The organism is Streptomyces sp. NPDC005775 (assembly GCF_042871565.1).
Taxonomy (GTDB): domain Bacteria; phylum Actinomycetota; class Actinomycetes; order Streptomycetales; family Streptomycetaceae; genus Streptomyces.
In genome coordinates this window covers 344,218-363,564 of sequence record NZ_JBIAIU010000010.1, presented here as the reverse complement: position 1 = coordinate 363,564, position 19,347 = coordinate 344,218, and the positions used below count along the sequence as shown (strand labels likewise).

The following is a 19,347-nucleotide window of genomic DNA, read 5'->3' as shown; positions in this document are numbered from 1 at the left end:
GCGGCCCCGCGCGGGGGGGGGGGGGGGGGGGGGGCGCCGCCCCCCCCGGGGGGGGGGGGGGGGCGCGGGGGGGGGGGGGGGGGGGGGGGCGGGGGGGGGGGGGGGGGGGGCCCCCCCCCCCCCCCCGGCGGGGAATCAGGCGCCGGCGCCGGCCGGAACCTGGTAGGCGGTGTCCTTCATGACGAAGGTGGCGAGCGCCTGGTCGTTGCCCGGGGAGAGGGCGGTGAAGGTGACACCGAGCATCGCGGCCGCCTTGCGGGCGAGCTTGATGTCGTCGGTGGCCGTCACCTGGCCGCGCGGGATGACGAAGCGGTAGGTGACCGCCGTGCCGTCGGTGAACTCCAGGCCGAGCGCGCGCTCGTCGAAGGTCGGGCCGTCCGGCACGTCGAACTGGACGATGTCCGGCTTGGTCGCGTCGCGGCGGATGTCCGCGGCGGCACCGCCGAGGAAGAAGGGCAGCGTGTCCTCGTTGAACTGGAGCATCGAGAACTTCAGCGTCAGGTCGCGGTCCGCGTAGACGAACCGGGCCGGGCTGATCGACTGCCACGTCTCGACCGGGTCCAGCTTGTCCTTCTTGGAGAAGGTCACCCCGTCCGTGGAGGTGTAGCCGAGGTCGGTCCACTCCACGCCCCAGTCGGCCGACGGGTCGTCGGAGAAGGCGGCCGGGAGGGGGGCGTTGATGTCCGCGACGAGGATGCGGCCGGTGCCGGCCACGCGGATCTCGGACGAGTTGTTGCCTGCCATGGATGGCTCCTTGGGATGAATCGGTGTGGGGTCGTGCCTGCCGTGGGTACGGCAAAGGCCCCGCCGGTGGCAGGGCCTCGTCTGTGGGGGCGCGGGATCGCGCCGGGGTGGTGGTGGCGGCCGGGTCAGCCGATGCGCAGGGAGACCCGCAGGACGGTGAGATAGCGGTTGGCCGCCGGGTACAGGTACTCGGGCAGCCAGCGCGGGCCGTCGGCCTCGACGACGTCGGTGATCACGACGTTCGTCCCGTACGTCCGGCCGACCGCCGAGAGCAGCTCGGCGCGGGCGGCGTTGGCGAGGCGGTGCGCGGTCACCTTGTCGGGGCCGTAGGCCTCCAGTTCGATGAGCGGCTGGTCGAGATGGAGGTCGTCGATCCAGGCGCCGCCGCGCCGGGAGACGATCACCGCCGGCTGGGTGCCGTCGAAGCCCGGCGGCGGCGTCTCGTCCACGACCGCGTCCGCGAGGTCCGGGCGGTCGGAGAGGAGCTCCACGACGATGGCCTCCACGTCGGGGAAGGTGCTCGGGGATGAACTCATGACGGGGCATCACTCCTGTTCGCGGCCGGCCGGCAGCCGATGGGCGTACGGGTACGGGAACGGCGGAGCCGCGCCCCGGAGGGAAGGTGGGCGCAGCTCCGCCGCTGCACCAACTGTGACGCATAACGTGCGTGCGCGCAACCACTTAGTGCGAGGTGGCAATTGTGAAGGCCCGTCCAACTCCCGCATGAGGGGGGCCGGGTGCGTTAGTCTGCGAGTATCGAACACATATTCGAGAGGTGGCGGTTCTGAAGCACGGAGCGCCGTTACTGGGCGTGCGGCACAAGGGAGTGGAGCGGGTGTGGACGGGAGCACGATGGTGATCGGGGCCCAGGATCGGCTGGCCGATGTCATGGCCGCCGTGGTCGAAGTGGCCGCGGAGTCGGGGGAGTCGGGTACGTACACCGCAGACGTCGCCCGGACGCTCACCGCCGTCGTCGGCAAGGTCGCGGCGAGGATCGCCGTGGAGGCGGAGACGCGGGGGTTCCGCAGCGGCTGGGGCGAGGCGGTGGCGCTGACCTCCGGGGGCAAGGGGGAGGGCGCCCAGGTGTTCCGGATGTAGCCCGCGCATGGACGCGACAGGGGTGCGGACATGGCGAAGGGGGGAGGGGCGGCCCCGTGCGGGTCCGCCCCTCCCCCCTCCCTCCGGTCCTTCCTCAGCCGGCCGTACGCGGTTTCCGCCGCGCCGCCCGCTCCGCCGCGAAGACGTCTTCCAACCGGAACAGCTGCGCCCGGCCCTGCTTTCCGGCGGGGGCCAGGCGTCCCAGTTGCACCCACTTGCGGATCGTCGCCGGTGTCACGCCCGCCTCGTCGGCTGCCAGCGCACCGGTGAGCAGGGTCGCCGCCGTCATCGGCGCACCTCCCGCTCCGCGGTGTCCACCGTCGAGCCGGTCAGCTCCGTGAGGTCCGCCCCGGACTCCGCCGCCAGTCGCGCCCAGGCGCCCTCGCTCCAGGCGTGCCGGTGGGCCGGGTCCGTACGGCAGTCGCAGTCCTGGCCCGTGCACCGGCAGGCGGGGTTCACGCACAGCACCGCACGCCGGGCCGGAAAGGCGCGCAGGGAGACCGAGTCGCACCACGGGCAGCGGCCGCGGACCCGTACGACGGGTTCCGCCGCGCCCAGCGCGCGGGTGCAGCGCCGTGCCATCCGGCGGGCCTCGTCCCGGATATGGCCCGTGAGCAGGGGGTCTTCGGCCGCCTGCCCGAGCAGTGCGGCCACGCGGAGCAGCCGCTCGGCCACCCGGGCGCGCCGGGGACGCGGCAGGCGCAGCCGGTCGTGCACCGCCTCGTCGAGCTCCACCACGCCGTCGCTGATGTCGCGTATGGCGTCGGAGACGTGCAGCCGCAGGGGTGCGGTGCTGGGGCCGGACGGGGTGAGGCCGTGCAGTTGTTCGGCCCGCAGTGCCTCCTCCTGTTCGGCTCGGGTGCGGCCCGCCGGGGCGGACGACCTCCCGAGGTCCGGCGGGGGCGCGGAGGAGGAGTGGGGTGACGGGGCCAGCTCGCCGAGCAGCTCCGGGAACTGCCTCAGCAGCAGTTCGATCCAGAGCAGGGCGTCACGGGCGGGCTTCTCTGTCTTCTCGTTGTCGGCGCGGGTGGTCATGGGCGGTCCCTTCTCCCCGGACACAGTTCGTTGCGTGGTCGCACGCTCGCATGTTGCGTGCTCGCGCGCAAGAGCTTTTGGCCGGAAGGTACGGCCTTTATGTCGACCGAATCCTCACAAACAAGACGGTGCGCGGGGGTAATTCCGTGCGCGCAAGCGCGATACTCTGAAGTTCGCTTCGGAGGGAGGCGACCGCTCATGACCACAGGCGAACTCGACCGCTTCGCGACCTGGATCGAGGAGCTGATCCGACGGCGCGGCTTCGACATCGACAGCCCGCGCGGTGGCGGAAAATCGCGCCTCGCCGACGAGGCCGGAGTCCATCGGGCGGCCATCACCCGGCTGCTCCAGCGCCAGAGCATGCCCGACCTGGAGACCACGCGACGGCTGGCGCAGGTGCTCCAGGTCCCGGTGCGCGACATGCTCATCCAGTCCGGCCGGCTCACCGAGGAGGACCTGCCGCTGCCGTCGGCCGGCCGGCAGTCCACTGGCCAAGGGCGCCTCACGCTCGAGGAGGCGGCGGACGGGCTCGGGATCGCGGCGGACCAGCGGGAGATGTTCATCAGGATCGCCGGACAGTTCCTGCCATCGGAAGCGGTGGCGGCCGCCGGGCGCCGGGCTCCGCTCGCCTCCGACTGACGTACGCCTCCGAGTCCGCGCCCCGGGCCCGGTCCGCGCCACGGCCCCGCGTGTGGATCATGAGCGGTCCCCGGCAAGCCGCCTCCGGTGCGGGCCCGTAAGCTGGGCCGGCCTGTCCCCCCGCTCCAGCAGGCATGCGCGAAGCGGTGACGCGACGCGCACCCGCTCGCCGCGCGCACGAACCTGTGCCGGTGTGCGGTTCGGGCAGGAGAACGGGGGGTGTGTGTGGCCGGGCGTGAAGAGCGACCCCGGATTCCCGCCGAAGAGCCCGTCGCGGAGGAATCAGCCGCAGGCGCGGAGGCTCCCGCCGAAGCCGCGACGCCTGCGGGCTCCCCGGCCGAGGGCCCCCCTCCCGCAGACCGCACACCGGACGCGGTCCCCCCGCCCGCGGACGACCCAGCCGACGAGCCGGACACGCTGTCCGGGCTCCTCGCCGCACTCGGCCGGCATCTCGAGAGCCATGCGCCCGGCGAGGTCATGGTGCTGCTGCGGGAGGAGGTGGAGCGGCGTGAGCTGCGCGCCTACTCCAGCGGCTGGCGCGATGCCGCCGCTCAGTACGAGCCCGTGCTCCAGGAGGCGAGGGCCGCGGGCGGCCGTACCTTACGGTTGGTGAGCGAGGCGTCCGGGCAGGCGGCCGTGATCCCGCTCCGCCGGCAGGCGGGCGGCACGGCGGACCGGGTCCGGGAAGGCGACGCCGCCGAGGAGCGGCCCGGACCGGCCGCCGACGGTGAGCGAAGGAGCAGGCCTGCCGCGTCCGCCCCCGCACTGGTCCCCAAGAGCCGCAGCTCCCGGGTGCCCACGATTCCCCGGCTGCGCCCCACGTCGCGCCGGCCGGCCGTGGACGCGAACCAGGTCACGCCCGACGGTGAGCCACTGTGACGCGTGACACGGGGCCGCGTGCCAGGTGGGACCCGCCTTGCGGTCATCCCGGGAGGGTGCGTCGCCTCCAGGGCATTTGTTTTGACCGGAGTCGATGAGGTAGGTACGCTCAGACCTTGTGCCTGGGGTGTGCCTGGGCTCGTGTGCGTGTCCTCAACCGCATGGCGAGTCCGTCTTTGGCCACCGTGATCTGTGCTTCCACTGCTCCAGGGGAGTGGCCCGCAGTATCCGACACACCCGACCGCGTGGGTCGGGGACGTTCCAGGTTAGTTTCACCGACGGCACACAGAAACCGGAGAAGTAGTGCCTACGATTCAGCAGCTGGTCCGGAAGGGCCGGCAGGACAAGGTCGAGAAGAACAAGACGCCCGCGCTCGAGGGTTCGCCCCAGCGTCGCGGCGTCTGCACGCGTGTCTTCACGACCACCCCGAAGAAGCCGAACTCGGCTCTCCGTAAGGTCGCGCGTGTGCGTCTGACCTCCGGCATCGAGGTCACGGCCTACATTCCGGGCGAGGGACACAACCTGCAGGAGCACTCGATCGTGCTCGTGCGTGGTGGCCGTGTGAAGGACCTGCCGGGTGTTCGTTACAAGATCATCCGCGGCTCGCTCGACACCCAGGGTGTCAAGAACCGCAAGCAGGCCCGCAGCCGCTACGGCGCCAAGAAGGAGAAGTAAGAATGCCTCGTAAGGGCCCCGCCCCGAAGCGCCCGGTCATCATCGACCCGGTCTACAGCTCTCCTCTTGTCACGTCGCTGATCAACAAGATCCTGCTCGACGGCAAGCGTTCCACCGCCGAGCGGATCGTGTACGGCGCCATGGAAGGCCTCCGCGAGAAGACCGGCGCTGACCCGGTCATCACGCTGAAGCGCGCGCTTGAGAACGTCAAGCCCTCGCTCGAGGTCAAGTCCCGCCGTGTCGGTGGCGCCACCTACCAGGTGCCGATCGAGGTCAAGCCCGGTCGTGCCGCCACCCTCTCGCTGCGCTGGATCGTGGGCTACTCCCGCGCCCGTCGCGAGAAGACCATGACCGAGCGCCTCATGAACGAGCTGCTCGACGCCTCCAACGGTCTTGGCGCTGCCGTCAAGAAGCGCGAGGACACCCACAAGATGGCCGAGTCCAACAAGGCCTTCGCGCACTACCGCTGGTAGTCGCTTACCCCATCGAGACCGAGAGAAGATTGAGCCTTATGGCCACCACTTCGCTTGACCTGGCCAAGGTCCGCAACATCGGGATCATGGCCCACATCGACGCGGGCAAGACGACCACCACTGAGCGGATCCTCTTCTACACCGGCGTCTCGTACAAGATCGGTGAAGTCCACGACGGCGCTGCCACGATGGACTGGATGGAGCAGGAGCAGGAGCGCGGCATCACGATCACGTCCGCCGCGACGACCTGCCACTGGCCGCTCAATGATGTTGACCACACCATCAACATCATCGACACCCCGGGTCACGTCGACTTCACCGTCGAGGTGGAGCGTTCGCTCCGCGTCCTCGACGGCGCCGTCACCGTGTTCGACGGTGTGGCCGGCGTCGAGCCGCAGTCCGAGACCGTGTGGCGTCAGGCGGACCGCTACGGCGTGCCGCGTATCTGCTTCGTCAACAAGCTCGACCGCACCGGTGCCGACTTCCTCCGTTGTGTCGACATGATCGTCCAGCGCCTCGGCGCTGTCCCGATCGTCATGCAGCTCCCCATCGGCGCCGAGGCCGACTTCACGGGTGTCGTCGACCTCGTGACGATGAAGGCCTTCGTGTACCCCGAAGAGGCCGCCAAGGGCGAGATGTACAACACCGTCGAGATCCCGGACAACCTCAAGGAGGCCGCCGAAGAATGGCGCGGCAAGCTCCTCGAGGCCGTCTCGGAGAACGACGACGCCATGATGGAGCTGTACCTGGAGGGCGTCGAGCCCACCGAGGACCAGCTGCACGAGGCGATCCGTCGCATCACGCTGGCGTCGAAGGGCACCGCGGACTCCATCACGGTCACCCCGGTGTTCTGTGGCACGGCGTTCAAGAACAAGGGCGTCCAGCCCCTGCTCGACGCGGTCGTGCGCTACCTGCCTTCCCCCCTGGACGTCGAGGCCATCGAGGGCCACGACGTGAAGGACCCGGAGAAGGTCATCTCGCGCAAGCCCTCGGACGACGAGCCGTTCTCCGGCCTGGCGTTCAAGATCGCGAGCGACCCGCACCTCGGCAAGCTCACCTTCGTCCGGATCTACTCCGGTCGCCTCGAGGCCGGCACCGCGGTGCTGAACTCGGTCAAGGGCAAGAAGGAGCGCATCGGCAAGATCTACCGCATGCACGCGAACAAGCGTGAGGAGATCGCGTCGGTGGGCGCCGGTGACATCATCGCCGTCATGGGCCTGAAGCAGACCACCACCGGTGAGACGCTGTGTGACGACAAGAACCCGGTCATCCTGGAGTCCATGGACTTCCCGGCGCCGGTCATTCAGGTCGCCATCGAGCCCAAGTCCAAGGGCGACCAGGAGAAGCTGGGTGTCGCCATCCAGCGCCTCTCCGAGGAGGACCCGTCCTTCCAGGTGCACTCCGACGAGGAGACCGGCCAGACCATCATCGGTGGTATGGGCGAGCTTCACCTCGAGGTGCTGGTCGACCGCATGAAGCGCGAGTTCCGCGTCGAGGCGAACGTCGGCAAGCCGCAGGTCGCGTACCGCGAGACGATCCGCAAGGCCGTCGAGCGCATCGACTTCACGCACAAGAAGCAGACTGGTGGTACCGGCCAGTTCGCGAAGGTGCAGATCGCCATCGAGCCCATCGAGGGTGGCGACGCGTCCTACGAGTTCGTCAACAAGGTCACCGGTGGCCGCATCCCCCGTGAGTACATTCCCTCGGTGGACGCGGGTGCTCAGGAAGCCATGCAGTTCGGCATCCTGGCCGGTTACGAGATGGTCGGCGTCCGCGTCACCCTTCTCGACGGTGGTTACCACGAGGTCGACTCCTCGGAGCTCGCCTTCAAGATCGCCGGTTCGCAGGCGTTCAAGGAGGGTGCCCGCAGGGCGTCCCCCGTGCTCCTCGAGCCGATGATGGCCGTCGAGGTCACCACGCCCGAGGACTACATGGGCGATGTCATCGGCGACCTCAACTCCCGCCGTGGCCAGATCCAGGCCATGGAGGAGCGCAGCGGCGCTCGCGTCGTGAAGGGCCTCGTGCCCCTCTCGGAGATGTTCGGCTACGTCGGAGACCTCCGCAGCAAGACCTCGGGTCGCGCAAGCTACTCGATGCAGTTCGACTCCTACGCCGAGGTTCCGCGGAACGTCGCCGAGGAGATCATCGCGAAGGCCAAGGGCGAGTAACTCCCCGAGTTGACGCTTTAGGCTTATCACCGGAGCCTGGTGGGGCATTTGACACGGCGCGCAAGCAATGTGTCGAATGCCCCCGGCCCCGGCATCCCAGCAAAGATCACCTGGCGCCGATGAAGCAAGGCGTACAGAACCACTCCGCAGGAGGACCCAGTGGCGAAGGCAAAGTTCGAGCGGACTAAGCCGCACGTCAACATCGGCACCATCGGTCACATTGACCACGGTAAGACGACCCTCACGGCCGCCATTACCAAGGTGCTGCACGACGCGTACCCGGACCTGAACGAGGCCTCGGCCTTTGACCAGATCGACAAGGCTCCCGAAGAGCGCCAGCGCGGTATCACCATCTCGATCGCGCACGTCGAGTACCAGACGGAGTCGCGTCACTACGCGCACGTCGACTGCCCGGGTCACGCTGACTACATCAAGAACATGATCACGGGTGCGGCGCAGATGGACGGCGCCATTCTCGTCGTCGCCGCCACCGACGGCCCGATGCCGCAGACCAAGGAGCACGTGCTCCTGGCCCGCCAGGTCGGCGTTCCGTACATCGTCGTCGCGCTGAACAAGGCCGACATGGTGGACGACGAGGAGATCCTGGAGCTCGTCGAGCTCGAGGTTCGTGAGCTCCTCTCCGAGTACGAGTTCCCGGGCGACGACCTTCCGGTCGTCAAGGTCTCGGCGCTCAAGGCTCTTGAGGGCGACGCCGAGTGGGGCAAGACCGTTCTCGACCTGATGAAGGCCGTCGACGAGTCCATCCCGCAGCCCGAGCGCGACGTCGAGAAGCCGTTCCTCATGCCGATCGAGGACGTCTTCACGATCACCGGTCGTGGCACGGTCGTCACCGGTCGTATCGAGCGTGGTGTCCTCAAGGTCAACGAGACCGTCGACATCGTCGGTATCAAGACCGAGAAGACCACCACCACGGTCACCGGCATCGAGATGTTCCGCAAGCTGCTCGACGAGGGCCAGGCCGGTGAGAACGTCGGTCTGCTCCTCCGTGGCATCAAGCGCGAGGACGTCGAGCGCGGCCAGGTCATCATCAAGCCCGGTTCGGTCACGCCGCACACCGAGTTCGAGGCCCAGTCCTACATCCTGTCGAAGGACGAGGGTGGCCGTCACACCCCCTTCTTCAACAACTACCGCCCGCAGTTCTACTTCCGTACCACGGACGTGACGGGCGTTGTGACCCTTCCCGAGGGCACCGAGATGGTCATGCCGGGTGACAACACCCTCATGAACGTCGCGCTGATCCAGCCGGTCGCCATGGAAGAGGGCCTGAAGTTCGCCATCCGTGAGGGTGGCCGGACCGTGGGCGCCGGCCAGGTCACCAAGATCCTCAAGTAAGTCCTTGAGCGTCTGACCTGGTAGCTCCGCACAAGAGCACCGAGAAGGGCCCCGTCCCGCCGCGCAAGCGGTGGGACGGGGCCCTTCTTCTTTTTCTCAGGCCGTCGGTACGGGAGGACGGCGCACCATGAACACGTCGACCGGGTCCTCCCGTTCCAGGACGAACCCGTGCCGCTCGTAGAGCCGCCGGGCCGCGCTGCCCTGGAGCACGTTGAGGCGGACCGGCACTCCTTCGGCGTCGGTACGGGCCAGCAGGGCACCGAGGACTGATGACCCGATGCCGCGCCCCTGGAGCGCCGAATCGAGGAAGAAGCTCTCCAGGCACCGGCCGTCCTCGAAGGGGCGGAGGGTGACGCTGCCGGCGAAGCGGCCGTCCACGACGATCACCGAGGTGTACTCGGGCAGGTAGGAGTCGCGGAGCCGCTGCCGCACCCGCTGCTCGTCGTAGCGCCCGAGGCGAACCAGGTCCGGGCGCATCACGACGGCCCGGATCTCGGCTATGGCCTCAAGGTCCGCCGCGGTGGCCGGGCGCAGGGCCCAGCTCTGAGTGGTACGTACATGCATGGCGGGAGTCTGTCAGAGGTGCGGGCGGCGGGTCCTCGGCCGGCTGTGCCGGGAGCTGCCGCATATCTACATAAAGTGGGCGCATGTGCCACTACTGCGGCTGCCGCGATATCCCGTTGATCAAGGAGTTCATCGCGGAGCACGAGTCCGTGACCGATGCGGCGGGCGGTGCGCTGCGCGCCCTGGACTCCGGTGACCGGGCCCTCGCCGCGGAACTGGTGGCCCGGATGGGACGGGAGCTGCGGGCCCATTGGCAAGGGGAGGAGCTGGGTCTCTTCGCGGTCATGAGCGCCGACTCGGAGTACGCCGGATACATCGACGCGCTGGTGCGGGAACACCGCGAACTCGCCGCTTTCCTCGGTGAAGTCGATCTGAACAGGGCCGAGGACGTCGTACGGCTGCGCGAGGCGGTCGACGAGCTGTACCACCACATCGCGAAGGAGGAGGACGGCCTGTTCCCGGCCTCGATCACCGCGCTGTCGGGGGACGAGTGGGACCGCTCGATGACGGCGTGGCGCACGGCGCACCCGGAGGCGGGCGGGGGCCTCGGGCGGTAGCGAGGGGCGGGGGGAAGTATCCACGACCCGGTGGATTCGGTCCGTGGCGTCGAGGTATTGAAGTTCGAGGACGGCACTGCGGTGGGGCGGTCGGATGGAGCGTTCGCGGGCCGGCCGGTGTCCGATTTGAAGCAGCTCAGGATCCTTGAACTGCGCTAGGGGGTGATCCGGGCCCAGGCTCTCGCGCCACGGGAGTCGTTGGTCTTCATCGAGCAACTACTGGGAGAGACATGATCTGCGAGACCTCTGCCGGGAACGCTCCCGGGTTGGTGTGGTTCAAGAGCAGTTACCGCGGCAGTAGCGAAGGGGACTCCTGCGTCGAGGTCGCGACAGCCCCCGACCCGGTGCTCGTCCGCGACTCGAAGAACCTGCCGGGGCCGCAGCTCACCTTCGGTGAGGACGCGTGGGCGGACTTTGTTCCGTACGCCGCTGGGCGCTGACCGTTACATACGTACCGGGGCCAACGACGCGTCCCGGATGCCCCGCAGCACCTCCGCCCCGATCTCCGCCAGACGGTGAGCCGGTGGCGGGGTCGTCCCGAGCCCGATCGCGTACCCCGCGCGACCGCCGGCCGTGACCGGGCGCGGCCAGACGCGGCAGTCAGCGTGCCCCGCCTCGGCGAGGGCGGCGGACAGGGACAGGAGTCTGCCGCGCAGTCGTCCTTCGTCCGGGGCGCCCGAGGGCACGGAGGCGAGGGCCCAGGACGGGTGCAGCTCAGGGAGGCGTGCCGGCGCGCACAGCAGAGGGCGCGGGTCGACACCCTCCTCCGAGGACTCCGAGGACCGCGCGGACTCGGCTGCCTCTACGATCTCCCAGGCCCGGTAGAGCTCGGCGGCAAGGAGATCGCGACCCGCGACCGAGACCTGCGGGGTGCAGGAGCGCACCGGCGTAGTCGGGGTCAGCACCGTCACAGGCCCCCGGGCAGGTCCCGGTCCCACCGCCTCGTCCCAGTCCCACACCGCCCAGGTTGCGAAGAAGTGCCGGAGCAGCGCGAGCGGCGGCAGATCGCCCGCCTCGTGCGCGGTGCGGGCCGCGAGCACGGCCCAGGCGAGGCCCGGCAGCCCGCCGCAGGGCGCGGAATCGAGCCCACGCGCTCCCGCCCACTCCTTGACGTCCCTGGCGAGGGCGGCGAAGGCCTCCCGGTGCGGGGCCGCCGCCGCGAGCACCGCGTCGGCGTCGCTCACCGCGCTCAGCGCGACCGCCGCCGCATCGCCCAGCTCGGAGCGGCGGGCGACCGCCGCGTCCGGGGACAGGGCGCCGGTCGCCACGGTGACCAGGTCGACCCGGAGACCGCCGAGGTGCCAGCGCAGACCGGGCACCCGGGCGCCCTCCACCTCACGCAGGTCCAGGGCCTCCGGGAACGCGGTGGCCAGCCGCTGTCGTACACCTCCCGGATCGGAGGCGCCGGGCAGCGCCGCGACCAGGTCCAGATCCGCGCCGGGCGCCGCGCAGCCCATGCGCCGCGAGCCGACGACGTGGACGCGGGCGCCGGGCAGGGCCGCGGCGACCCGCTCGGTGACGTGACCGGCATCGGCGGCGACAGCGGCCGGGCCCAGCTCCACGCGTACCCCGTAGTGATCGGAGACGTACAGCCCCTCCGCACCGGGCACCTCGCCCGTCAGGGTCGCTGACCTGGCGCGCAGCCGTTCCGTACGCCGCAGCACCCTGTCCAGGCGGGAGGCACGTCCCGACAGGGAGGAGGCGGCCGCGAGGGGGTTCACGGACGGATCGAAGGTGGGGGTGGTGTCGGTGGGGCCGTGCACCTCGTTCCACGCGTCCGTCATCGCCAGACGGGTCTGGGGGCGGTCGCCGCCGTCGTTGAAGTCGCCGACGAGGAGCAGTTCGCCGTCGATGCCGGCCAACGCCGTTGCCAGGGCGCCCAGTTCTGTGTCACGGCGAGTGGCACCGGCGGGGGAGTGGTCACTGCTGAGATGGGTCGCGGCCACCGTGACGGGGCCCTCGGCCGTCTCCACGACGGCTGCCGCCACCGCCTTGTGCGGGCCCAGGGAGTAGAGGCCCGCCTCGCTCACCGGAAGCCGGCTGAGCAGCAGCAGACCGCAGTCGGGCACGTCGCGGCCGGCCGGATCGGTGGCGAGGAAGTACCCGTCGCGCACCCAGTCGCAGCCCAGCAGCAGGTCGAGCAGCGCGGGCTCGACCTCCTGGAGCGCGATGACGTCCGCGTCCGCCGCGCGCAGGGCGTCCAGCAGGAGCGGGCGGCGCCGGGCCGTGTCGATGCGGTCGCTGTCGTACCGGTCCCAGAGGGTGTTCCAGGTGAGGATCGTCAGGGGAGCGGAGGGGGCCGACGGCCCGGGGGAGGACGGTTCCCAGGTGCCCGTGGCCGGGGAGTGGGAGTGCGGGACGCGCGAGAGGAAGTAGGGGGACGGCAGCCGGCGCGGGCCGCGGACCCGGCCCGCCTCCGTCGCGTCGAGAGCGTCCACGCCGGAGGCACGGTCCCACACCACCTCGCCGTCCGCCTCGAAGAACAGCACCCGGTGCCAGGGGATGTCCCCGCCCGGCGTGAACCGCTCCAGCGGCACGCGCTTGGGGTCACGGCCGCGCTGGGCGACCCCGAGCACGAAGCGCGCCGGGTCGAACCGGGCGTCCCAGCGGACCCGGTGGTAGATCTCCTCGCTCGTACGCATCAGGCCCGGTCCTCCACGGTTCCGCTCGTCCCGACGTACCAGGTGCGGTGCGCCCTGCCGGGATACGGGGGTACGAAGCGCCGCAGCTGGGAGGCCAGGACCTCCGGGGGCACGGGGTGGGCGCGACGCCCATTGCGGGCGGTCAGCTCGTCCGCGCCCACCCACGCCACGGCATGGGTGACCAGGGCGTCCTTGCGTTCCGCGACCGCGTGCACCAGGGAGCGCTGGTGCGGGCCCAGCGAGGTGGCGTCCCAGACCACGGTGGCGCCGGGGACGAGGGCCGCGTCCAGGCGCCGCAGGCCCTCGCGCAGGACGTCCGCGTTGGCGCTCTGGTCGGCGCGCGAGCCGCGGGACTCACGCAGGTCGTCGAGCGAGAGGTACGTCGTGGTGCCCGGCAGACCGCGGCCGAAGGTGCTCTTCCCGCTGCCGGACGGGCCGACCAGATGGATCAGGGAGGGGAAGTCGCCGGATCGCCACCGCCACGTCGCGGCGACCGCCTCCTCCGCCGTGCTGATGCGGCCGAGCGCGTACGCCTCGCGGGCCTGCGCCAGGCAGCGCGCGGCGGCGTCCGGCTCCAGATCGGTGAAGGCCTCGCGCAGTCCGTCCGGTTCGGCCACGTCCTGGGCGTGCAGGGCCGACCACTCCACCTGCTCGCGGGCCCCGGGCGTCTCGGCCAGCGCGCCGGCCAGTGCGTGCAGGACGGGCAGATCGGCGGCGAGGGACATCCGCGCCAGGCCGCCGTGGCGCTCCTCGTCCGGGTACGGGCGGTGCAGCGCGGGGTACAGGCCGACGAGGTCCGCGGTCCGCCGCGCCAGGGGCACCCCGAGCGGTCCGGCGAGCGCGGGCGCGAGCTCCGCCCGCCGGGTGCGGTGGAGCAGGGCGGCGAGCACCCCGGCCAGCCGGTCGTCGCCCGTGCGGCCCCGCGCGTCCAGTGCGTCACCCGTCGCGAGGGCGGCGGCCGCGTCACCCGGACCGGTGCCCACCGCGACGGCGAGCGCCGCCGGGTCCACCGGGGCGCCCGAGCGCACGGCCCACAGGGCGGCGGCCGGGCCCAGCCCGTTCTCCACCACCTCGGTGTGCATCCAGTGGGTGTCCGTCGTCACATGGCCCGGCCGCACCCACTTCGCGACGCGCCGCTTGAACGCGGCGGCCGGGAAGCTCTCGGCGGGGCGGACGACGTAACCCTCCTGGTGGTCCGTGTCCGGCTTCAGCGCGCGCAGCGCCTTCTGGGCCCGGGGGTCGAACACGCCGCGCCACAGCACCGCCGGCGTCGGTATCCCCAGGTCCCGCAGGAAGGCGACGGTCCGGTCCCAGTCCAGGCAGACCTCGCCGTCCCAGACGGAGAAGCCGTAGAAGTGGCCCGCGAGGTCCTCGTACGGGATCGAGTGGCGGGCGAACATGTTCTCCCCGCAGATCCGCCACCCCGCCGGAACGCGGGGGCCGATGCGTCCCTGGAGTGCCTTGACCCATCCCCGGGAGGGGTGGTGCGCCGAGTCGAGGGAGCGGGCGTGCAGCCCGTCGGCGTACAGCGTGGTGTTCTCGCCGTCGAGCTTCTCGGTGACCACGACCTCGGAGCCGGTCAGCCCGGCGAGGTCGGCCAGGCGCACGTCGTCCGAGGTGGCCCCGGGTGACCAGGGCAGATGAGGCGTTCGTGGATAGTGCGTACGCATGTTCCCTGCCCCCGTGAGTCGCCGTTCCGGCCCCGTCACTGTAGGAGCGGAGACCTGCGGCACTCACCCGAATATCGCGGCAGGGGACAGGGAGCGGCCGCCGCGATTCGTGCCTGCGTTTGACCATGACCGCGCGGGGAGTAAGATCCTCGCCCGATTGGCCAGGCTCGTGCCCCGTATGGCACACTGACCAGGTTGCTCGGTTGAGTGTCAATGCTGCGCGCCTCCCGCCGGGAGGACCGGAAGCGAGTCCCACAGTACTCGTCGGCCCTGTAAGGGCCGGACGTACGGGAATCTTTCGGGAAGCGTATGTGTGGCACCGGCCAGGCACCCGGTGGGGTTTCACCCCCGGCAGCGCGGTCTCTGGCCCGCACCCCCTTGGTTGGGAAATCCTTCGGGACTTCTACGTAGAGGGGATGCGACACGCCCGACCGCGTGGGTCGGAGTGAAGTTACCGAACCTCCGGGTTCCAGAGCGTTACGAGAGACAGGACTACTAGTAGCCATGGCGGGACAGAAGATCCGCATCCGGCTCAAGGCCTACGACCACGAGGTCATCGACTCCTCGGCGAAGAAGATCGTCGAGACGGTGACCCGCACTGGTGCGTCGGTCGCGGGCCCGGTGCCGCTGCCCACTGAGAAGAACGTGTACTGCGTCATCAAGTCGCCGCACAAGTACAAGGACTCTCGCGAGCACTTCGAGATGCGCACGCACAAGCGCCTCATCGACATTCTCGACCCCACGCCGAAGACGGTTGACTCGCTGATGCGCCTCGACCTGCCGGCTGGCGTCGACATCGAGATCAAGCTCTGAGGGGACGGGCCGAGATGAGCAAGAACATCAAGGGCGTCCTGGGCGAGAAGCTCGGCATGACCCAGGTCTGGGACGAGAACAACCGGGTTGTCCCGGTGACCGTCGTCAAGGCCGGGCCGTGCGTCGTGACGCAGGTTCGTACGAACGACAGCGACGGCTACGAGTCGGTCCAGATCGCCTTCGGCGAGATCGACCCGCGCAAGGTGAACAAGCCCCTCAAGGGCCACTTCGCCAAGGCCGACGTGACCCCGCGCCGCCACCTGGTGGAGCTCCGCACCCCTGACGCGAGCGAGTACACGCTCGGCCAGGAGATCACCGCCCAGGTGTTCGAGTCCGGCGTCAAGGTTGACGTCACGGGCAAGAGCAAGGGCAAGGGCTTCGCCGGTGTCATGAAGCGTCACAACTTCAAGGGCCTCGGCGCCGGACACGGCGTCCAGCGCAAGCACCGTTCCCCCGGTTCGATCGGTGGCTGCGCCACCCCTGGGCGTGTCTTCAAGGGCATGCGCATGGCCGGCCGGATGGGCAACGAGCGCGTCACCACCCAGAACCTGACCATCCACGCGGTTGACGCGGAGAAGGGTCTGCTGCTCATCAAGGGCGCGGTCCCCGGTCCGAACGGCGGCCTCGTCCTGGTCCGTACCGCGGCCAAGGGGGCTTGAGGTAATGAGCACCATTGACATCCTTTCGCCGGCAGGCGACAAGGCCGGTACCGTCGAGCTCCCCGCGGAGATCTTCGACGCGAAGACCAGCGTTCCGCTGATCCACCAGGTCGTTGTCGCACAGCTGGCAGCTGCCCGTCAGGGCACGCACTCGACCAAGCGTCGCGGCGAAGTCCGTGGTGGTGGGCGCAAGCCTTACCGCCAGAAGGGCACCGGCCGCGCCCGCCAGGGTTCGACCCGCGCGCCGCAGTTCGTCGGCGGTGGCGTCGTGCACGGCCCCAAGCCGCGCGACTACTCGCAGCGCACCCCGAAGAAGATGAAGGCCGCCGCCCTGCGCGGTGCCCTCTCGGACCGGGCGCGTCACTCCCGCATCCACGTCGTCACCGGCGTGATCGAGAGTGGGATCTCCACCAAGTCCGTCAAGACGCTGCTCGGCAAGATCTCGGAGCGCAACAACGTGCTCCTGGTCGTCGAGCGCAGTGACGAGGCCGCGTGGCTCTCCGCGCGCAACCTGCCCCAGGTGCACATCCTGGACCCGGGCCAGCTGAACACGTACGACGTGATCGTCTCTGACGACGTGGTCTTCACCCAGGCCGCTTTCGAGTCCTTCGTGTCTGGCCCCCAGACCGCTGAGACCGAAGGGAGCGACGCCTGATGAGTGAGGCGACCGTTACCAGCAAGACCTACGACGACCCGCGTGACGTTCTCGTCAAGCCGGTTGTCTCGGAGAAGAGCTACGCGCTGCTCGACGAGAACAAGTACACGTTCATCGTCGCGCCCGGCTCCAACAAGACCCAGATCAAGCAGGCCGTGGAAGCGGTCTTCTCGGTCAAGGTCACCGGGGTCAACACGATCAACCGTCAGGGTAAGCGCAAGCGCACCAAGACCGGTTTCGGCAAGCGCGCTGACACCAAGCGCGCCATCGTGACCCTCGCTGAGGGCGACCGAATCGACATCTTCGGCGGCCCGACCTCCTAACGGAGGTCGAGTCGTCCGGAATCGGACGAGGACTGAGAAATGGGTATCCGCAAGTACAAGCCGACGACCCCGGGCCGTCGTGGCTCCAGCGTCGCCGACTTTGTCGAGATCACGCGGTCCACGCCGGAGAAGTCGCTGGTCCGCCCCCTGCACAGCAAGGGCGGCCGTAACAACACCGGTCGTGTGACCGTTCGCCACCAGGGTGGTGGCCACAAGCGCGCCTACCGCGTGATCGACTTCCGTCGTCACGACAAGGACGGCGTGCCGGCCAAGGTCGCGCACATCGAGTACGACCCGAACCGCACCGCGCGCATCGCGCTCCTGCACTACGCCGACGGCGAGAAGCGCTACATCATCGCGCCGCGCGGCCTGGGTCAGGGCGACCGTGTCGAGAACGGCCCCGCCGCCGACATCAAGCCCGGTAACAACCTGGCGCTGCGCAACATCCCGGTCGGTACGACCATCCACGCCATCGAGCTGCGGCCCGGCGGCGGCGCGAAGTTCGCCCGTTCCGCGGGTGCCTCCGTGCAGCTGCTGGCGAAGGAGGGCACCATGGCCCACCTTCGTATGCCGTCGGGTGAGATCCGTCTGGTCGACGCGCGCTGCCGCGCCACGATCGGCGAGGTCGGCAACGCCGAGCAGTCGAACATCAACTGGGGCAAGGCCGGTCGCATGCGCTGGAAGGGCGTTCGCCCGTCCGTCCGCGGTGTTGCGATGAACCCGGTCGACCACCCGCACGGTGGTGGTGAAGGCAAGACCTCCGGTGGACGTCACCCGGTCTCGCCGTGGGGTCAGAAGGAGGGTCGTACTCGCTCGCCGAAGAAGGCATCGAGCAAGTACATCGTCCGCCGCCGCAAGACGAACAAGAAGCGCTAGGAGCGGGTTTAGATGCCGCGCAGTCTCAAGAAGGGGCCCTTCGTCGACGGCCACCTCGTCAAGAAGGTGGACGTCCAGAACGAAGCTGGCACCAAGAACGTCATCAAGACCTGGTCCCGTCGCTCGATGATCATCCCGGCCATGCTGGGTCACACCATCGCGGTGCACAACGGCAAGATCCACGTCCCGGTGTTCGTCACCGAGTCGATGGTCGGCCACAAGCTCGGCGAGTTCTCGCCGACTCGCACCTTCCGCGGCCACGTCAAGGACGACCGGAAGTCGAAGCGCCGCTAGCGCGGGGTGGAAACGACTATGACTCACACCGAAGGGACAACCATGGAAGCCAGGGCCCAGGCGCGGTACATCCGCGTCACGCCCATGAAGGCCCGCCGAGTGGTGGACCTCATCCGTGGCATGGATGCCACGGAGGCTCAGGCGGTCCTGCGTTTCGCCCCGCAGGCCGCGAGCGTGCCGGTTGGCAAGGTGCTCGACAGCGCCATTGCCAACGCTGCACACAACTACGACCACCCTGACGCTTCTTCGCTGGTCATCAGCGAGGCGTTCGTGGACGAGGGCCCGACCCTGAAGCGGTTCCGTCCGCGTGCTCAGGGCCGTGCCTACCGGATCCGTAAGCGGACCAGCCACATCACCGTGGTCGTCAGCAGCAAGGAAGGAACCCGGTAATGGGCCAGAAGGTAAACCCGCACGGGTTCCGGCTCGGCATTACCACGGACTTCAAGTCCCGTTGGTACGCCGACAAGCTGTACAAGGACTACGTCAAGGAAGACGTCGCCATTCGTCGCATGATGACGAAGGGCATGGAGCGAGCCGGCATCTCGAAGGTTGAGATCGAGCGCACCCGCGACCGCGTCCGCGTTGACATCCACACCGCCCGCCCGGGCATCGTCATCGGCCGCCGCGGCGCCGAGGCCGACCGCATCCGTGGCGAGCTGGAGAAGCTGACCGGCAAGCAGGTCCAGCTGAACATCCTCGAGGTCAAGAACCCCGAGGTGGACGCTCAGCTGGTGGCCCAGGCCGTCGCCGAGCAGCTCTCCTCCCGCGTCTCCTTCCGTCGTGCCATGCGCAAGAGCATGCAGAGCACGATGAAGGCCGGCGCCAAGGGCATCAAGATCCAGTGCGGCGGTCGCCTCGGCGGCGCCGAGATGTCCCGCTCGGAGTTCTACCGCGAGGGCCGCGTGCCCCTGCACACCCTCCGTGCGAACGTCGACTACGGCTTCTTCGAGGCCAAGACGACCTTCGGCCGCATCGGCGTGAAGGTCTGGATCTACAAGGGCGACGTCAAGAACATCGCCGAGGTCCGCGCCGAGAACGCTGCTGCCCGTGCGGGCAACCGCCCGGCCCGTGGCGGCGCTGACCGTCCGGCCGGCCGCGGTGGCCGTGGTGGCGAGCGTGGCGGTCGCGGCCGCAAGCCGCAGCAGTCGGCTCCGGCCGCCGAGGCCCCCAAGGCCGACGCGACCGCCGCTGCTCCGGCGGCTGAGAGCACCGGAACGGAGGCCTGACCGA

Annotated in this window: 24 protein-coding genes and 1 pseudogene; 18 read left to right on the top strand and 7 right to left on the bottom strand. The window is 69.7% G+C overall.

All coding sequences use genetic code 11. The annotated features are described in order from the left end of the window. Positions 1–135 precede the first annotated feature (135 nt). Positions 136–744, bottom strand: coding sequence for a phage tail protein (locus tag ACFYPA_RS24350; RefSeq protein WP_389134143.1), 609 nt, complete (start codon positions 742–744; stop codon positions 136–138). A gap of 125 nt (positions 745–869) precedes the next feature. Continuing rightward, on the bottom strand, positions 870–1,280 hold the full coding sequence (locus ACFYPA_RS24345) for a hypothetical protein (protein WP_359078323.1): 411 nt from the start codon (positions 1,278–1,280) through the stop codon (positions 870–872). A 301-nt stretch (positions 1,281–1,581) separates the two neighbouring features. Between ACFYPA_RS24345 and ACFYPA_RS24340 the strand changes: the two genes are divergently transcribed. Then, positions 1,582–1,842: a hypothetical protein gene (locus ACFYPA_RS24340; protein WP_359078325.1), complete on the top strand. Its 261-nt coding sequence runs from the start codon at positions 1,582–1,584 to the stop codon at positions 1,840–1,842. Between the two features lie 94 nt (positions 1,843–1,936). Here ACFYPA_RS24340 and ACFYPA_RS24335 read toward each other — a convergent pair whose 3' ends face one another. Then, positions 1,937–2,131 (bottom strand): hypothetical protein, encoded by a 195-nt coding sequence (locus tag ACFYPA_RS24335; RefSeq protein WP_359313765.1) that lies wholly within the window; start codon positions 2,129–2,131, stop codon positions 1,937–1,939. After that, on the bottom strand, positions 2,128–2,877 hold the full coding sequence (locus tag ACFYPA_RS24330) for a hypothetical protein (RefSeq protein WP_389134138.1): 750 nt from the start codon (positions 2,875–2,877) through the stop codon (positions 2,128–2,130). The genes ACFYPA_RS24335 and ACFYPA_RS24330 overlap by 4 nt, the downstream gene beginning before the upstream one ends. A 198-nt stretch (positions 2,878–3,075) precedes the next feature. On the opposite strand from ACFYPA_RS24330, the gene ACFYPA_RS24325 reads away from it, so the two are divergent. The 6 genes from ACFYPA_RS24325 (at position 3,076) to tuf (ending at position 9,064) form a co-directional block, all read left to right on the top strand. Then, entirely contained in the window at positions 3,076–3,516 is a 441-nt protein-coding gene (locus ACFYPA_RS24325) for a helix-turn-helix transcriptional regulator (RefSeq protein WP_359078329.1), read from the top strand. Positions 3,517–3,741: 225 nt separating this feature from the next. Next, positions 3,742–4,395 (top strand): hypothetical protein, encoded by a 654-nt coding sequence (locus tag ACFYPA_RS24320; RefSeq protein ID WP_389134135.1) that lies wholly within the window; start codon positions 3,742–3,744, stop codon positions 4,393–4,395. Between the two features lie 303 nt (positions 4,396–4,698). Further along, positions 4,699–5,070: a 30S ribosomal protein S12 gene (gene rpsL / locus ACFYPA_RS24315; protein WP_003948652.1), complete on the top strand. Its 372-nt coding sequence runs from the start codon at positions 4,699–4,701 to the stop codon at positions 5,068–5,070. A 2-nt stretch (positions 5,071–5,072) separates the two neighbouring features. Next, on the top strand, positions 5,073–5,543 hold the full coding sequence (rpsG, locus tag ACFYPA_RS24310; RefSeq protein ID WP_014154599.1) for a 30S ribosomal protein S7: 471 nt from the start codon (positions 5,073–5,075) through the stop codon (positions 5,541–5,543). Positions 5,544–5,581: 38 nt separating this feature from the next. Continuing rightward, positions 5,582–7,711, top strand: coding sequence for an elongation factor G (fusA, locus tag ACFYPA_RS24305; protein WP_359078333.1), 2,130 nt, complete (start codon positions 5,582–5,584; stop codon positions 7,709–7,711). A gap of 159 nt (positions 7,712–7,870) precedes the next feature. After that, positions 7,871–9,064, top strand: coding sequence for an elongation factor Tu (gene tuf, locus ACFYPA_RS24300; protein ID WP_024493167.1), 1,194 nt, complete (start codon positions 7,871–7,873; stop codon positions 9,062–9,064). A gap of 96 nt (positions 9,065–9,160) precedes the next feature. Here tuf and ACFYPA_RS24295 read toward each other — a convergent pair whose 3' ends face one another. Next, entirely contained in the window at positions 9,161–9,628 is a 468-nt protein-coding gene (locus ACFYPA_RS24295; protein WP_389134130.1) for a GNAT family N-acetyltransferase, read from the bottom strand. 83 nt (positions 9,629–9,711) lie between these two features. Here ACFYPA_RS24295 and ACFYPA_RS24290 point away from each other — a divergent pair, with 83 nt between their 5' ends. The 3 genes and pseudogenes from ACFYPA_RS24290 (at position 9,712) to ACFYPA_RS24280 (ending at position 10,625) form a co-directional block, all read left to right on the top strand. Further along, positions 9,712–10,185: a hemerythrin domain-containing protein gene (locus ACFYPA_RS24290; RefSeq protein WP_389134127.1), complete on the top strand. Its 474-nt coding sequence runs from the start codon at positions 9,712–9,714 to the stop codon at positions 10,183–10,185. 48 nt (positions 10,186–10,233) lie between these two features. Continuing rightward, a pseudogene (locus ACFYPA_RS24285) lies at positions 10,234–10,419 on the top strand (transcriptional regulator); the annotation flags it as partial. Next, positions 10,416–10,625: a DUF397 domain-containing protein gene (locus tag ACFYPA_RS24280; protein ID WP_389134124.1), complete on the top strand. Its 210-nt coding sequence runs from the start codon at positions 10,416–10,418 to the stop codon at positions 10,623–10,625. The pseudogene ACFYPA_RS24285 and the gene ACFYPA_RS24280, both read left to right, overlap by 4 nt. A 3-nt stretch (positions 10,626–10,628) precedes the next feature. Here ACFYPA_RS24280 and ACFYPA_RS24275 read toward each other — a convergent pair whose 3' ends face one another. Together ACFYPA_RS24275 and ACFYPA_RS24270 are read right to left on the bottom strand one after the other, a co-directional pair. Beyond that, entirely contained in the window at positions 10,629–12,827 is a 2,199-nt protein-coding gene (locus ACFYPA_RS24275) for an RNA repair domain-containing protein (protein WP_389134120.1), read from the bottom strand. Continuing rightward, positions 12,827–14,497, bottom strand: coding sequence for an RNA ligase family protein (locus tag ACFYPA_RS24270; RefSeq protein ID WP_359313752.1), 1,671 nt, complete (start codon positions 14,495–14,497; stop codon positions 12,827–12,829). Before ACFYPA_RS24270 ends, ACFYPA_RS24275 begins: the two co-directional genes overlap by 1 nt. A gap of 504 nt (positions 14,498–15,001) precedes the next feature. On the opposite strand from ACFYPA_RS24270, the gene rpsJ reads away from it, so the two are divergent. From rpsJ to rpsC, 8 genes are read left to right on the top strand one after another with little or no spacing between them, the layout of a single operon-like run. Then, complete coding sequence (gene rpsJ, locus ACFYPA_RS24265) at positions 15,002–15,310, top strand: 30S ribosomal protein S10 (RefSeq protein ID WP_003948644.1); 309 nt, start codon at positions 15,002–15,004, stop codon at positions 15,308–15,310. A 14-nt stretch (positions 15,311–15,324) separates the two neighbouring features. Then, positions 15,325–15,969: a 50S ribosomal protein L3 gene (rplC, locus tag ACFYPA_RS24260; protein WP_136328436.1), complete on the top strand. Its 645-nt coding sequence runs from the start codon at positions 15,325–15,327 to the stop codon at positions 15,967–15,969. 4 nt (positions 15,970–15,973) lie between these two features. Next, positions 15,974–16,624, top strand: a complete 651-nt coding sequence (rplD, locus tag ACFYPA_RS24255; RefSeq protein ID WP_359078345.1) for a 50S ribosomal protein L4 — start codon at positions 15,974–15,976, stop codon at positions 16,622–16,624. After that, positions 16,624–16,947 carry a 50S ribosomal protein L23 gene (gene rplW / locus ACFYPA_RS24250; protein WP_356322373.1) on the top strand — a complete coding sequence of 108 codons (324 nt, stop codon included), beginning with the start codon at positions 16,624–16,626 and terminating at the stop codon, positions 16,945–16,947. Before rplD ends, rplW begins: the two co-directional genes overlap by 1 nt. A 39-nt stretch (positions 16,948–16,986) precedes the next feature. Next, on the top strand, positions 16,987–17,823 hold the full coding sequence (gene rplB, locus ACFYPA_RS24245; protein ID WP_024494973.1) for a 50S ribosomal protein L2: 837 nt from the start codon (positions 16,987–16,989) through the stop codon (positions 17,821–17,823). A gap of 12 nt (positions 17,824–17,835) precedes the next feature. Next, the gene (gene rpsS / locus ACFYPA_RS24240; protein ID WP_015610726.1) at positions 17,836–18,117 is read left to right on the top strand and encodes a 30S ribosomal protein S19; all 282 of its coding nucleotides are present in this window, start codon (positions 17,836–17,838) and stop codon (positions 18,115–18,117) included. Between the two features lie 42 nt (positions 18,118–18,159). Beyond that, positions 18,160–18,507, top strand: coding sequence for a 50S ribosomal protein L22 (gene rplV, locus ACFYPA_RS24235; RefSeq protein WP_073733141.1), 348 nt, complete (start codon positions 18,160–18,162; stop codon positions 18,505–18,507). Continuing rightward, positions 18,507–19,343, top strand: a complete 837-nt coding sequence (gene rpsC, locus ACFYPA_RS24230; protein ID WP_326738105.1) for a 30S ribosomal protein S3 — start codon at positions 18,507–18,509, stop codon at positions 19,341–19,343. The genes rplV and rpsC overlap by 1 nt, the downstream gene beginning before the upstream one ends. Positions 19,344–19,347 lie beyond the last annotated feature (4 nt).

Coding starts and splice junctions, on each gene's coding strand:
- ACFYPA_RS24350 (WP_389134143.1), bottom strand. CDS start 744: ATGGCAGGCAACAACTCGTCCGAGATCCGCGTGGCCGGCACCGGCCGC.
- ACFYPA_RS24345 (WP_359078323.1), bottom strand. CDS start 1,280: ATGAGTTCATCCCCGAGCACCTTCCCCGACGTGGAGGCCATCGTCGTG.
- ACFYPA_RS24335 (WP_359313765.1), bottom strand. CDS start 2,131: ATGACGGCGGCGACCCTGCTCACCGGTGCGCTGGCAGCCGACGAGGCG.
- ACFYPA_RS24330 (WP_389134138.1), bottom strand. CDS start 2,877: ATGACCACCCGCGCCGACAACGAGAAGACAGAGAAGCCCGCCCGTGAC.
- ACFYPA_RS24325 (WP_359078329.1), top strand. CDS start 3,076: ATGACCACAGGCGAACTCGACCGCTTCGCGACCTGGATCGAGGAGCTG.
- rpsG (WP_014154599.1), top strand. CDS start 5,073: ATGCCTCGTAAGGGCCCCGCCCCGAAGCGCCCGGTCATCATCGACCCG.
- fusA (WP_359078333.1), top strand. CDS start 5,582: ATGGCCACCACTTCGCTTGACCTGGCCAAGGTCCGCAACATCGGGATC.
- ACFYPA_RS24295 (WP_389134130.1), bottom strand. CDS start 9,628: ATGCATGTACGTACCACTCAGAGCTGGGCCCTGCGCCCGGCCACCGCG.
- ACFYPA_RS24290 (WP_389134127.1), top strand. CDS start 9,712: ATGTGCCACTACTGCGGCTGCCGCGATATCCCGTTGATCAAGGAGTTC.
- ACFYPA_RS24280 (WP_389134124.1), top strand. CDS start 10,416: ATGATCTGCGAGACCTCTGCCGGGAACGCTCCCGGGTTGGTGTGGTTC.
- ACFYPA_RS24275 (WP_389134120.1), bottom strand. CDS start 12,827: ATGCGTACGAGCGAGGAGATCTACCACCGGGTCCGCTGGGACGCCCGG.
- ACFYPA_RS24270 (WP_359313752.1), bottom strand. CDS start 14,497: ATGCGTACGCACTATCCACGAACGCCTCATCTGCCCTGGTCACCCGGG.
- rpsJ (WP_003948644.1), top strand. CDS start 15,002: ATGGCGGGACAGAAGATCCGCATCCGGCTCAAGGCCTACGACCACGAG.
- rplC (WP_136328436.1), top strand. CDS start 15,325: ATGAGCAAGAACATCAAGGGCGTCCTGGGCGAGAAGCTCGGCATGACC.
- rplD (WP_359078345.1), top strand. CDS start 15,974: ATGAGCACCATTGACATCCTTTCGCCGGCAGGCGACAAGGCCGGTACC.
- rplW (WP_356322373.1), top strand. CDS start 16,624: ATGAGTGAGGCGACCGTTACCAGCAAGACCTACGACGACCCGCGTGAC.
- rplB (WP_024494973.1), top strand. CDS start 16,987: ATGGGTATCCGCAAGTACAAGCCGACGACCCCGGGCCGTCGTGGCTCC.
- rpsS (WP_015610726.1), top strand. CDS start 17,836: ATGCCGCGCAGTCTCAAGAAGGGGCCCTTCGTCGACGGCCACCTCGTC.
- rplV (WP_073733141.1), top strand. CDS start 18,160: ATGGAAGCCAGGGCCCAGGCGCGGTACATCCGCGTCACGCCCATGAAG.
- rpsC (WP_326738105.1), top strand. CDS start 18,507: ATGGGCCAGAAGGTAAACCCGCACGGGTTCCGGCTCGGCATTACCACG.